The sequence below is a fragment of the Methylobacterium sp. Leaf88 genome, assembly GCF_001422795.1.
Classification (GTDB): domain Bacteria; phylum Pseudomonadota; class Alphaproteobacteria; order Rhizobiales; family Beijerinckiaceae; genus Methylobacterium.
In genome coordinates, this window is sequence record NZ_LMMK01000004.1 from 39,117 (window position 1) to 51,631 (window position 12,515).

At 69.6% G+C, this 12,515-nt stretch carries 11 protein-coding genes; 7 read left to right on the forward strand and 4 right to left on the reverse strand.

All coding sequences use genetic code 11. The annotated features are described in order from the left end of the window. Positions 1-18: 18 nt before the first annotated feature. From gcvH to ASF20_RS02245, 4 genes are all read left to right on the forward strand, one after another. The gene (gene gcvH / locus ASF20_RS02235; protein WP_056270357.1) at positions 19-381 is read left to right on the forward strand and encodes a glycine cleavage system protein GcvH; all 363 of its coding nucleotides are present in this window, start codon (positions 19-21) and stop codon (positions 379-381) included. 182 nt (positions 382-563) lie between these two features. Continuing rightward, complete coding sequence (gene gcvP / locus ASF20_RS02240; protein ID WP_056270361.1) at positions 564-3,410, forward strand: aminomethyl-transferring glycine dehydrogenase; 2,847 nt, start codon at positions 564-566, stop codon at positions 3,408-3,410. Positions 3,411-3,955: 545 nt separating this feature from the next. Further along, a complete protein-coding gene (locus ASF20_RS23760) occupies positions 3,956-4,114 on the forward strand; it encodes a hypothetical protein (protein ID WP_156375565.1) in 159 nt (52 codons plus the stop codon). Positions 4,115-4,222: 108 nt separating this feature from the next. After that, a complete protein-coding gene (locus ASF20_RS02245; RefSeq protein WP_056270365.1) occupies positions 4,223-5,488 on the forward strand; it encodes an endo alpha-1,4 polygalactosaminidase in 1,266 nt (421 codons plus the stop codon). Between the two features lie 15 nt (positions 5,489-5,503). On the opposite strand, the gene ASF20_RS02250 is transcribed toward ASF20_RS02245, so the two are convergent. Beyond that, positions 5,504-6,001, reverse strand: coding sequence for a helix-turn-helix transcriptional regulator (locus ASF20_RS02250; protein ID WP_056270370.1), 498 nt, complete (start codon positions 5,999-6,001; stop codon positions 5,504-5,506). A gap of 379 nt (positions 6,002-6,380) precedes the next feature. Next, on the reverse strand, positions 6,381-7,307 hold the full coding sequence (locus ASF20_RS02255) for a helix-turn-helix domain-containing protein (RefSeq protein ID WP_162242605.1): 927 nt from the start codon (positions 7,305-7,307) through the stop codon (positions 6,381-6,383). Positions 7,308-7,773: 466 nt separating this feature from the next. Here ASF20_RS02255 and ASF20_RS02260 point away from each other — a divergent pair, with 466 nt between their 5' ends. Further along, positions 7,774-8,286 carry a methylated-DNA--[protein]-cysteine S-methyltransferase gene (locus ASF20_RS02260; protein ID WP_056270376.1) on the forward strand — a complete coding sequence of 171 codons (513 nt, stop codon included), beginning with the start codon at positions 7,774-7,776 and terminating at the stop codon, positions 8,284-8,286. A gap of 291 nt (positions 8,287-8,577) precedes the next feature. Here the strand turns inward: ASF20_RS02260 and ASF20_RS02265 are convergent, their stop codons facing one another. Beyond that, positions 8,578-9,249 (reverse strand): GyrI-like domain-containing protein, encoded by a 672-nt coding sequence (locus tag ASF20_RS02265; RefSeq protein ID WP_244476311.1) that lies wholly within the window; start codon positions 9,247-9,249, stop codon positions 8,578-8,580. A gap of 352 nt (positions 9,250-9,601) precedes the next feature. On the opposite strand from ASF20_RS02265, the gene dapF reads away from it, so the two are divergent. Beyond that, positions 9,602-10,495, forward strand: a complete 894-nt coding sequence (gene dapF / locus ASF20_RS02270; RefSeq protein ID WP_056270380.1) for a diaminopimelate epimerase — start codon at positions 9,602-9,604, stop codon at positions 10,493-10,495. Position 10,496: 1 nt separating this feature from the next. Continuing rightward, a complete protein-coding gene (gene mtaB / locus ASF20_RS02275; protein ID WP_056270383.1) occupies positions 10,497-11,768 on the forward strand; it encodes a tRNA (N(6)-L-threonylcarbamoyladenosine(37)-C(2))-methylthiotransferase MtaB in 1,272 nt (423 codons plus the stop codon). Here mtaB and ASF20_RS02280 read toward each other — a convergent pair. Further along, complete coding sequence (locus ASF20_RS02280; protein ID WP_056270386.1) at positions 11,765-12,478, reverse strand: RluA family pseudouridine synthase; 714 nt, start codon at positions 12,476-12,478, stop codon at positions 11,765-11,767. The genes mtaB and ASF20_RS02280 overlap by 4 nt on opposite strands. Positions 12,479-12,515 lie beyond the last annotated feature (37 nt).

Here is a 12,515-nt window from a genome sequence, read left to right on the forward strand (position 1 = left end):
AACAACCAGGAGAAAGCCATGCGGAAGTTTACGGACGAGCACGAGTGGCTGGATTGCACCGGCGACGTCGCCACGGTGGGCATCACCACCCACGCCGCCGAACAGCTCGGCGACCTCGTCTTCATCGAGTTGCCGAAGGTCGGCGCGAAGCTGTCCAAGGGCGAGGCCGCGGCGGTGGTCGAGTCCGTCAAGGCGGCCTCGGACGTCTATGCGCCGGTCTCCGGCGAGGTCACCGAGGTCAACGAGGCGGCCGTGGCCGACCCGTCCAGCGTGGGCACCGACCCGCAGGGCGCCGGGTGGCTCTACCGCATCCGCCTCGACGATCCGGCCAGCCTCGAGGGGCTGATGGACGCGGCCGCCTACGCCGAGTTCGCGAAGTAGCGCCGCCGCTTACCCTCCCCCCCTCAGCGGGGGAGGGTGCCCACGGAGTGGGCGGGAGAGGGGGCAACCTCTCCGAATACGGCGCTTCCCTCATCCGACCCGCTGCGCGGGCCACCTTCTCCCGCTGAGGGGAGAAGGGATGCGACGGCACAGTCCAGATCATTCACAATCCGAGGTCCCCCATGACCACCGACCGCTACGACCCCTACGACTTCGCCAACCGCCGCCACATCGGCCCGACGACGCAGGAAATCGAGGCGATGCTCGGCGTCGTTGGCGCCGCGAGCCTGCATGCCCTGATGGACGAGACCCTGCCGGCCGACATCCGGCAGGAGGAGCGCCTCGATTTCGGGGGCGCCATGACCGAGCGCCGGGTGATCGAGCACATGCGGGGCATCGCCGACAAGAACCGGCTCCTCGTCTCGCTGATCGGGCAAGGCTACCACGGCACCACCATGCCGCCGGTGATCCAGCGCAACATCTTCGAGAACCCGGCCTGGTACACCGCCTACTCGCCCTACCAGCCGGAGATCAGCCAGGGACGGCTCGAGGCGCTCCTGAACTTCCAGACCCTGGTCTGCGACCTGACCAGCCTCGACATCGCCAACGCCTCGCTGCTCGACGAGGCCACCGCCGCGGCGGAAGCCATGGGCATGGCGCAGCGCATCGCCGGCACGGGCCGGACCGCGTTCTTCGTCGATGCCGAGTGCCTGCCCCAGACCATCGCGGTGCTGCGCACCCGCGCCGCGCCGCTGGGCTGGACCGTCGTGGTCGGCGATCCGGCCAAGGACCTCGACCCCGCCCAGGTCTTCGGGGCGATCTTCCAGTATCCCGGCGTCTGCGGCGGCATCCGCGACCTGACCCGGCCCATCGCCGACCTGCACGCGGCCGGCGCGGTCGCGGTGGTGGCGGCCGACCCCCTGGCACTGACGCTGCTCACATCGCCGGGCGAGATGGGCGCGGACATCGCCGTCGGCTCGATGCAGCGCTACGGCGTGCCGATGGGCTATGGCGGGCCGCACGCCGCCTACATGGCGACCCGGGACGCGCACAAGCGCACCCTGCCGGGCCGCCTCGTCGGGGTCTCGGTGGATGCCCGCGGCAACCGCGCCTACCGCCTCGCGCTCCAGACGCGCGAGCAGCACATCCGCCGCGAGAAGGCGACCTCGAACATCTGCACCGCGCAGGTGCTGCTCGCGGTCATCGCCGGCATGTACGCGGTCTTCCACGGCCCGCGCGGGCTGAAGGCCATCGCGGCGCGGGTCCATCGCGACGCCGTGCGCCTCGCCACCGGGCTGGAGGCCCTCGGCTTCACGGTGGAGCCGGAGCACTTCTTCGACACGATCACCGTGCGGGTCGGCGCCTTCCAGGGCCTGATCCTCGGACAGGCGGTGGCCAACGGCGTCAACCTGCGGACGGTGGGCGACGACCGCATCGGCATCACGGTGGACGAGCGCACCCGGCCCGACATCCTCCAGGCCGTCTGGCGCGCCTTCGGGGCGAAGAACCCGGCCTATGACGAGGCCTGGCCGGAGCACCGCCTGCCCGCCGCGCTGGTGCGGACCTCCCCCTACCTGACGCACCCGATCTTCCACATGAACCGGGCCGAGAGCGAGATGACGCGCTACATGCGCCGCCTCGCCGACCGGGACCTGGCGCTGGACCGGGCGATGATCCCACTCGGCTCCTGCACGATGAAGCTCAACGCCACCGCCGAGATGCTGCCGATCTCCTGGCCGGAATTCTCGGAGATCCATCCCTTCGTGCCGGCGGACCAGGCTGAAGGGTACCAGGCCCTCATCGGAGATCTGTCCGAAAAGCTCTGCGCCATCACCGGCTACGACGCGATCTCGATGCAGCCGAATTCCGGGGCTCAGGGCGAGTATGCCGGGCTCCTGGCCATCCGGGCCTATCACCGCGCGCGGGGCGACGCGCACCGGACCGTCTGCCTGATCCCGTCCTCGGCCCACGGCACCAACCCGGCCTCGGCGCAGATGTGCGGCATGAGCGTCGTGGTGGTGGGCGCCGACGCGCAGGGCAACGTCGACCTCGACGATTTCCGCCGGAAGGCCGAGTTGCATTCCGAGACGCTCGCCGCCTGCATGATCACCTATCCGTCGACCCACGGGGTGTTCGAGGTGCAGGTGCGCGCGATCTGCGACATCGTCCACGGCCACGGCGGACAGGTCTACCTCGACGGGGCCAACCTGAACGCCCTGGTGGGCCTCGCCCGCCCCGGCGATATCGGGGCCGACGTCAGCCATCTCAACCTGCACAAGACGTTCTGCATCCCCCATGGCGGGGGCGGCCCCGGCATGGGACCGATCGGCGTCAAGGCGCACCTGATCCCGTTCCTGCCCTCCGACCCGCGCACCGGAGAGGCGGGTGCGGTCTCGGCGGCGCCCTACGGCTCGGCCTCGATCCTGCCGATCTCCTGGAGCTACTGCCTGCTCATGGGCGGGCGCGGCCTGACCCAGGCGACCCGCATCGCCATCCTGAACGCCAACTACATCGCGGCCCGGCTGAAGGGCGCCTACCCGGTGCTGTATTCAGGCGCCCAGGGCCGAGTGGCGCACGAGTGCATCATCGACGTGCGGCCGTTCCAGAAGAGCGCGGGTGTCAGCGTCGAGGACATCGCCAAGCGCCTGATCGATTGCGGCTTCCACCCGCCGACCATGTCCTGGCCGGTGGCCGGCACCCTGATGATCGAGCCCACCGAATCCGAGACCAAGGGCGAGATCGACCGCTTCTGCGAGGCCATGCTGGCGATCCGCGAGGAAATCCGCGCCATCGAGGACGGGCGGATGGACAGGGCCAACAATCCCCTGAAGCACGCGCCCCACACGGTGCGGGACCTCGTGGGAGCCTGGGAACGCCCCTATTCCCGCGAGGCGGCCTGTTTCCCGAGCGGAAGTCTGGGGATGGACAAATACTGGCCCCCGATCAACCGGGTCGACAACGCCTACGGCGACCGCAACCTCGTCTGCGCCTGCCCGCCGGTGGACTCCTACAGCGAGGCGGCAGAGTAGGGACCGCCCATCGCGCTCCCGGCCCACCCGGGACGGGCGCGCCCCTTCCGGGTGACGTCCGCTCGACAGAGCCCTCGGCCTATCGCCAGTCGGGCAGCGTGATCGTCACCATCTTCCCAGTCAGAGGGTCAAAGATCGTCACTGTCATGCCAGCCTCCACTGAAACAGCCGGAGACATAGCCTTCTCCAGGATTGTGGCTGGAACTTGACTTTACAAAAATCAACAGACAGCGATGCTGTTGATTGCCGTGGAATACATCCCAGTGCCCCATCGCGGCCCGCTTCCGCCACACGCCGCCGGTCTGAACCGGCCGGGCGGGACGCCGGAGGCCGAACGCGTCCAGGCGCAGCGGTCGCCCCCCCCGGAACAGCATGTTTTGACGCCAATCCCATAAACGTCTAAGATCAACGCTATACCAATACGGCAGGAAGAAATATCTATATCAATTGTCATCCATATTGATCGCCACGGCGTCGCCGCACGAACTGATATTCGGGTTCGAAGAGGGCGCAATCCGTGGGCGAAGACGCTGGAGGACGCGCCCGTGACCCCTTCCCCCTTCATCCATCTCGACCTGGTACGCCTACCCGATGGCCGCGTGGGAGCCGTCGTGGGCGTCTGGAACCTGGGCGAAGCCTACGAGATCGACGTGGGCAACATCCGTGAGACCTGGTCCGCGGACGATCTGGCCCCCACCGACTAGGACGCCGGCCACGGGGCGCCCGATCCCGAGACCCGAAGGGGCCCGGCGCGCGCACGCCCTGACGCATCACCATCCGAGATCTCGGAAAAACCCCAGGGAGGCACGGCGATGCCCAAGACGGCCATGTATGTCCTGCAAGGCGTCGATCCGGCGGTGATCGCGGCTGCTCCGTTCGACGTGAAGGTGGTCGAGGCCTACACCGATGACGGGCGGATGTTCACGCCGGCCGAGGTGCAGCAGATGGGCGGCGGCCCGGGCCAGGCCCTGCTCCTCGGCTATTTCAGCCTCGGGGAGGCCGAGGCCTACCGGGACTACTTCGCCACGATCCCGAGCGGAGCCCTCGGACCCGAGGACCCGAACTGGGCGGGCGATTTCGAAGTCGCCTACTGGACGCCGGAGTGGAAGGCCGTCGCCGAAGCCGCCATCGATCGGATGGTCCAGGCGGGCTATGACGGCATCTACTTCGACGTGGTCGATGCGTTCGAATTGCCCTGGAGCCAGGCGCATGCGCCCGGGGGCGACGCCGCCGGCGCGATGCGGACGCTGGTCCAGGCGTTGAGCGCCTATGCCAAGGCCCAGGCCCCGACCTTCAAGGTCTGGGTCAACGGAGCGGAGGACCTGCTGACGGACAAAGCCTACGTCGACAGCATCGACGGGTTGTTCAAGGAGAACCTGTTCTACAACGATGACGGCTCCGCGAAGCGGCCCGCCGCCGAGACGCAGGCGAGCCTCGACCAGTTGAAGATCGCCCAGGATGCCGGCAAGGACGTCGTCGCGATCGAGTACGTGACCGGGGCGCAGAAGGTCGCCGATGTCCACGCCAAGGCCGAGGCGGCCGGGATGGGAAGCTACGTCGCCAAGCTCGATCTCATCGGCGTCGACACCGAGGGCGTTCTGCCCGGCCAGGTCATGCACGATGACGGCATCCTGCGCGATGACGGCCCCGGCGACGCGGCGGTCTTGCCCGAGCCGACACCGCCCATGCCACCCTCCGCCACGCCTCCCTCCGCCACGCCGCCGCCCCTCACGACGACGCCCCCCGGTGAGGACGGCACCGCCACGCCGGTCGGACCCAACCACCACGCCGGTGGGCAGCAGGGGCACGGGGACCCCGCGGGCAGTGATGCCCACCGCTCGCTCGCGAGCGAAGCCGGCACCGACAGCTTCGTGTTCGTAGAGGGGGCCCAGGGACTGCGGGATCCGGCCGCCGACCTGCGCGTCGAGGCCACGGCCATGATGGCCGGCGCCCCGGCGCCTCGACTGCACGAGACCGGCGATCCCGCGGACGGGACCGATCCCGGCGCGGGCATCGACGTCGCCCCGCATCAGGCCCCGCATGCGGGGCTGGCGCATCACGACATCCCGCTGTTCTGAGCGGGACGCCGCGCCTCAGCCCGCGTGGCCGGGAATCCGTGCCGGAAGCGCGGATACCGGCGGGGTGGTGCGCTTGGCCTTGGCCACCGCGATCGTGCCGCCGTCGAGGGTGACGAAGCGGATGCCTCCGCCCCGCAGGGTGTCGACCACGAGGCGGTAGCTGCGCCGGGCGACGTCCTGCGGTTCCAGCTCGATGCGCTTGATCGTCGAGATCGAGAGGCCGCTCTCCAGGGCGAGATCGGACATCGACCAGTTTAGCAGGGCTCGCGCGGCCCGGAGATGATCGGGCGTCAGGCTCCCGGTCGCGGCGATGTCACGCTCCACCGACAGCAGGGCCGACCTGCCGAGCTCCTCGCAGAGGGTCGAGAACACGATCTGGCCGAGACGCCTCTGCAATTCGTCCTCGAGGCCCGTCGGATCGGCGATGGCGATCGACGCGGGCGGCGCGTCCCCTGTGCCCGGACCGGCTCCCTTGGGGAAGACTCGCGGCGCGACGGTTCGGTCCCGATTCAAGTTTTCCAGCCAGGCAAGCGTGGGTTCAGTACAGGGCATCTGGCGACACGTGTGATGGCAACATCAGGAAAGGTTTGCAAAAGAGGAGCGGAACTATTGGCACTGTGCTGCAGCAACAGATACGACCGCGATCGCAGCTCCAGATCGATCAATTTCGCGCAAGACATTCGAATTCTACCCCGCAGCTCCATCGCGTTTTCGGCGTTCTCTTGCAGGCGAAACGACGCTGACTGAAATTCTATCAAATGACTGAAACTGTCAAACTTTCGCAAACATGATACGGTTGCGCGCGATCCCGATAGAAACGCCTGATCGCCGCTCCGATGGATGGTGAAGGCCGATCCGCAGCCGGCACCGGCGCCAAGCCGTTCCGGACGCCTCAGAGGGCACGGCCGGTGCGGCGGGTTTCCGTCGGCGTGCGGCCGTACTGGCGGCGATAGCGCTGGCCGAAGTCGCCCATATGCACGAAGCCCCAGGAGCGGGCGATGTCGGCGACGGACAGGGACGCCTTGGCGGGTGACATCAGGTCCTGATGGACCTGCGCCAGGCGCCGCTCGAGGATGACCTGGACCGGCGTGCGCCCCAGGTCCCGGCGGAACCGGTTCTGAAGCGAGCGCACGCTGATCCCCGCCACCGCCGCGATGTCGGCCAGGGTCAGGGCCCGCGAGAGATTCGCCTCGATGTAGTCGAGCGCCCGGCCGAGGCTGCGGGAGGGGATATCCTGCGCCTGGGACGGCGCGGGAGCGTCGCGTTGGGGCCAGGCCGACAGCAACTGGTAGCTCAGGACCTCCTTGAGGAGCTGAAAGGTCAGGTCGTCGTGGCACTCGATTGCCTGGATCTGCTCCTGAACCCGCCGCAGGGTGAGAAACAAGGCCATCATGGCGGGGGTCGCCACGGAGGCCGTGGGCGCGAGATCCGGCAGGGTGCCATCGCTGCGGCCCGTCAGGGCCGCATGGGCGGCCATCAGCACATCGACACTGAACGTTCCGCTGACCGCGCTGAACGCGCCGTAGGCCTGGACCTCCCGCAGGTCGTTGAAATTGACGAGGGTCGCATGGGTCGGAACGCCGTCGACGTCTCCGGATCGGCGCCGATAGATGATGTGGCCGCTCGTCACGAAGCGGATCGTGATCAGCTGTGCGTTGAACTTCGGTTTCGTCACGAAGCCGCTGGACGAGCGAGTCTCCCACAGGCTGAAGGCCTCGGTCTGACTGCCGGCGATGGCGATGTCGGGGATGGTCGAACGCAGGACGTCGAAACCGATCGCGAGTCCACCGCGATCGTTGCACAGCTGAAGTTGTCGCATCGAGGCGATGCTGGCAACGAACCGTCCCTGGGAGCGCCAGGTGACCGGCTCGGGACGCGTATGACCCGTCATGGCAACTTGCCCGCGATGCCCCCACCGTCCGACACGTCCTTCGGCGCGCTCTTGTCGGGATGCGTGCCAGGATGCGGCCCCTGTTAGGCGAGGTACTTCCGCCTACGCAAATAATTTGCGCGAAATCCACCCGAACGGTAAATCGCGCAGATCGTCCAACTCCGCCAAAACCAGTATCAACGCCAAAACCAAGAGTTGATAAATTTAAATTGTGAGTTGCAGATCGCTGGCATGACTGGCCCAAACGCGTCACGCGACGCTCCGCATCTGCCCGACGCACGGGTCCGGTCGCCCGACGACCAGTCCCAATCAATCTTGAGCGCAAAATGCGTGACCTCTGGAAATCCGACCCGAAAGAGAGCGAAGGTCAGGTCCCTCGCCGACGAGCCGCGCCATGCCCGCAACGCGCTTCACGATGCTGCCGACCCCCATCGGTCCGCTGGTCCTCGCCGGCCCGGACGAACGCCTCGCCTGCATCGGCCTTCCCCGCGGCAAGGGCGCGGTGATGCCGGGTCCGGACTGGCACCGGGACGACACCGCCTTCGCCCCGGCGCGCGCTCAGCTCGAAGCCTACTTCGACGGGCGCCTCATCCGCTTCGACCTCGCCCTCGCACCGCGCGGCACGCCCTTCCAGCACGCGGTCTGGCAGGCGCTTACCGAGATCCCGCCGGGGGAGACGATCAGCTACGGCGAACTCGCCCGCAGCATCGGCCGGCCGGGTGCCAGCCGCGCCGTGGGGGCAGCCAACGGCGCCAATCCTCTGCCCATCGTCGTGCCGTGCCACCGGGTCATCGGGGCCGGCGGCACCCTGACGGGCTTCGCCGGCGGCCTCGACATCAAGCGCTTCCTGCTGGCGCTGGAACGGGTCCCGGGCGCCGCGCCGGGCGGGCAGGCCAGCCTGTTCTGAGCCGGCCGCGACCGGACGGTCTCACGCCGACGGCGCGCGGGAACGGCCCCATTCCTGCCACGTCCCCGAATCGGCTCACAGCGCGTGCAACCCTGCGCTCGCCTTCGAGGCCTGAGCCAGGATGCGGTGCGGCTCCCGCATCCGATCTGGCCGCCCGTGCAGCTATCCTCGACGGTCGGGGCTCTCAGCGAGCTGGCGGCCACGACGTCGGCGCGGCGGAGCGCGTGATCCAGCGGAACGACGGCCGGCTCGGCGAGGCCGAACCGGCCGCGGTCCGGGCCTGACCGCCCGCTACTTCGGCAGGGCGTAGATGTTCACGTCGAGCTTCTCGTCGGCCTTGTCGTTCAAGTCCGTGACGTATTCCTCGATGAACTTGTCCTGCACGACGATGTCCTTGGCATCCAGGTAGGCGGTCAGGGTCTCGTAGGTGCCGTCGATCTCGTCGTAGGAGCCCTTGTGCGGGAAGCGCAGGGCGCGGCCGCTCGGCGTGGTGCCGAAGCGCAGGCCGTCGGCCTCGGCAGGCTTGGGGTCCGGCATCGCGGCGATCGGGATCATCGCGTCGTACTGGAAACCGTCGTCGTCGGTCTTGGCGAAGACCGCGATCGGCCGGCCCACGGCCTGGATGCCGGCCTTGGCGAGGTCGCCCTCGATGCGCTGGAACGCGGCCTTGAGGCTCGGCACCGCCTCCTCCCACTTCGTCCGCCCGGCGAGGATCGCTGCGGGCTTCGCGGGTAGCGAGACCTCGTCGACGTCGTTGGCGTCGCCGGGGGTGGCCACCAGGGTCTGCCGAGGTCCGGCCGTCGGCGTGGCGGAGGGCGCCGCTCCAGCCTGGGCCGGCACCGGGATGTCCGCCGTCCCGGGCGTCTTCGGATCGGGGTTGGTGGTGGTCGGCAGCGGGTTGGCCGCGGCCGGCGGCGTGACCGCCTGGGCCAGGGCCGGTTTCGCGGCGCAGACGGTCGACAGCGCGACGCACCCGGCGAGCACCGTGGCGAGCGGCTTGAGGCTGGAGCGGGTCAAGAAGCGGGGACGGGTCAAGGCGGTGGCTCCGGATCGGCGCGGGGCGCATCGAATCGCACACCCCTGGGCCCGTGCGGAGAAACTAGGCGCGATGCCTGCGGCCGGCGAGACGTCCCGGGTGCCGCGTCGCACGAAGCCGGCAAGGCGCGGCGCTTCTGCAACGCAGCCGCGGCGCCGGGCCCCGTGCGTGCGCGGTCGCTTTGGCCTATAGCCCCACCAGGGCCGGTCGCCCTCGTGGGGGTCCGTCGACCCGCGCGATCTCGAGCCCCCCGGACGCACGACACAGAGACAAGGCGGCATGAGCGAGCTTGCCCATCGACGGTTCCTGAAGATGCACGGAGCCGGAAACCAGATCGTGGTGCTGGACCTGCGCGGCACGCAGACGCAGGTCACGGCCAGGGAGGCGCGTGCCATCGCGGCCTATCCCCGGGCGCAGTTCGACCAGCTCATGGTGATCCACGATGCCCGTACGCCCGGCACCGACGCGTCCCTGAGGATCTACAACACCGACGGTTCGGAAGCCGGCGCCTGCGGCAACGGCACTCGCTGCGTCGCCTACGCGATGCTCGACGACCCCGCCATGGCCCGGCCGGCCGAGAGCGGGCAACTCCTCCTGGAGACCCGCGGCGGCCTGGTGGGTGTCAAGCGCGTCGCCGAGCGCTCCTTCACCGTCGACATGGGCCGCCCGAAGCTGGCCTGGGCCGAGATCCCGCTGGCCGAGCCGTTCCAGGACACCCGCCGGATCGAGCTGCAGATCGGTCCGATCGACGATCCGGTGCTGCATTCGCCCGGGGTCGTGAACATGGGCAACCCGCACGCGGTGTTCTTCGTGGATCGCGATCCCGACATCTACGACCTCGCCCGGATGGGCCCGATGCTGGAGAACCACCCGATCTTTCCGGACCGCGCCAACATCTCGGTCGCCCAGGTCCTGGGTCCGGACCGGATCAAGCTCCGGGTCTGGGAACGCGGCGCCGGATTGACGCTGGCCTGCGGCACCGCCGCCTGCGCCACGGTGGTGGCCGCTTCGCGCCTGCGCATGATCGGCCGGGGCGCCACGGTGAGCCTGCCCGGCGGCGACCTCGTCATCGAGTGGCGCGCCGACGACCACGTCCTGATGACCGGTCCGGTGGCGCTGGAATGGGACGGCAGCTTCCCGCCGGAGATCTTCTCCGCCGAAGACGCCGCCTGAGATGGCGGTCGAGACCCTGACCTTCGGCTGCCGCCTCAACACCGTCGAGTCCGAGGTCATGCGCGGGCATGCGGCGGCGGGGGCGGCCTCCGCGGACCTCGTCATCGTCAACACTTGCGCGGTGACCGCCGAGGCCGGGCGCCAGGCCCGCAAGGCCATCCGCAAGCTCGCCCGCGAACGCCCCGGCGCCGAGATCGTGGTCACCGGCTGCGGCGCCCAGGTCGAGACCGGCGCCTATGCGGCCATGCCGGAGGTGGCGCGCCTCGTCGGCAACGACGCCAAGGGCCGGGCCGAGACCTGGTCCCGTCCGGTCCGGCCGGAGGCGCGCAATGCCGTCGACGACATCATGACGGTGCGCCACGCCACGCCGACCCGGATCGCCGGAATCGCCGGGCACACCCGGGCCTTCGTGCCCGTCCAGAACGGCTGCGATCACCGTTGCACCTTCTGCATCATCCCCTTCGGGCGCGGAAACTCGCGATCCCTGCCCGTTTCGGATGTGGTCGATCAGGTCGCCCGCATCGTCGAGGCCGGCGGGCACGAGGTGGTGCTCACCGGGGTCGACCTGACCGCTTATGGCCGCGACCTCGACGCGACCCCGAGCTTGGGATACCTGATACAGACCCTCCTCGGGCAGGTGCCCGGCCTCGCCCGGCTGCGCCTCTCCTCCATCGATTCCATCGAGGCCGACGCGGCGCTGATGGCGGCGATCGCCGGCGAGGCGCGGCTGATGCCGCATTTCCATCTCTCCCTCCAGGCCGGCGACGACCTCATCCTGAAGCGGATGAAGCGGCGTCACGCCCGTACGGACGCGATCCGATTCTGCAACACGGTCAGAGCCTTGCGCCCCGGCGCCGTCTTCGGGGCCGACCTGATCGCGGGCTTCCCCACCGAGACCGAGGCGCAGTTCGCCCGCTCCCTCGACCTCGTGGCCGAGTGCGGCCTGACGCATCTCCACGTCTTCCCGTACTCCGCCCGGCCCGGCACCCCGGCGGCCCGGATGCCACCGGTGCCCGGCGACGTCATCCGGGATCGCGCCGCACGCCTGCGAGCCGCCGGCGACGCCGCTCTCGCGGCCCATCTCGCCGGCGAGGTGGGCCGGACCCGCCGGGTGCTCACGGAACGGGGCGGTCTCGGCCGCACGGACGCCTTCACGCCGGTCCGGCTCCCATCCGGGACACCGCCCGGGATCTTCGCCGACGTGACGATCGTCGGGCACGACGGCCGGGCTCTCATCGCCGCCGAAACGGATCGCAGCCGACCGGTCGACTAAGCGGAGTCCGGTCCCCGGAACCCGCACACGGCCAACCCCGCCTGCATGTGCCCCGGAGCCGGCGCTTCGACCCGGATCGGGGCCTTCTTCGGATAGAGCGGGAGCGTGAGCGCGCGGGCATGCAGCTGGAGGCCCGGGCCACCGCTGCGGGGGGCGGTGCCGTAGATCGGGTCGCCGAGGATGGGAAAGCCCATCGCGGCGCAGTGGACGCGCAGCTGATGCGTCCGCCCGGTGACCGGCGAGAGGGCGAGCCAGGTCAGGCCGCCGCCGCGCCCGAGGACCGCGAAGCGGGTGAGGGCGGCATCGCCCGCCGGGTCGACCTTCATCCACCAGGAGCGGGGATCGTCGGAGCGCCGCGCCAGGGACAGGGCGATCTCACCGGCCTCCGTCTCGGGCCCGCCCTCGACCAGGGCCCAGTAGGTCTTCTCGACCGTACCGCTTGCGGCGAAGAGCCTGTTCAGGCGGGCAAGGGCCTTGGCGTGGCGTCCGAGAGCGAGGCAGCCGGAAGTATCGCGATCCAGGCGATGGGCTGCCTCCGGCCGGCGGGGCAGACCGAAGCGCAGGGCGTCGAGATGGTCGGTGAGAGTGGCGCCGCCTTTCGGGCCGGGATGGACCGGCAAACCCGCCGGCTTGTCGATGACGAGCACAAGGGCATCGCGGTAGAGGAGGCGCGCGCCTATGTCTGTTACGAGGGCATCGGCTGGGGGCATGGCCCTGCGCTAACCATGCCGGGTCCGGGGAGCAAGC

Bases quoted from the DNA above. Each gene is read 5' to 3' on its own strand.
- gcvH (WP_056270357.1), top strand. From the start codon at position 19: ATGCGGAAGTTTACGGACGAGCACGAGTGGCTGGATTGCACCGGCGAC.
- gcvP (WP_056270361.1), top strand. From the start codon at position 564: ATGACCACCGACCGCTACGACCCCTACGACTTCGCCAACCGCCGCCAC.
- ASF20_RS02245 (WP_056270365.1), top strand. From the start codon at position 4,223: ATGCCCAAGACGGCCATGTATGTCCTGCAAGGCGTCGATCCGGCGGTG.
- ASF20_RS02255 (WP_162242605.1), bottom strand. From the start codon at position 7,307: ATGCGACAACTTCAGCTGTGCAACGATCGCGGTGGACTCGCGATCGGT.
- ASF20_RS02260 (WP_056270376.1), top strand. From the start codon at position 7,774: ATGCCCGCAACGCGCTTCACGATGCTGCCGACCCCCATCGGTCCGCTG.
- dapF (WP_056270380.1), top strand. From the start codon at position 9,602: ATGAGCGAGCTTGCCCATCGACGGTTCCTGAAGATGCACGGAGCCGGA.
- mtaB (WP_056270383.1), top strand. From the start codon at position 10,497: ATGGCGGTCGAGACCCTGACCTTCGGCTGCCGCCTCAACACCGTCGAG.
- ASF20_RS02280 (WP_056270386.1), bottom strand. From the start codon at position 12,478: ATGCCCCCAGCCGATGCCCTCGTAACAGACATAGGCGCGCGCCTCCTC.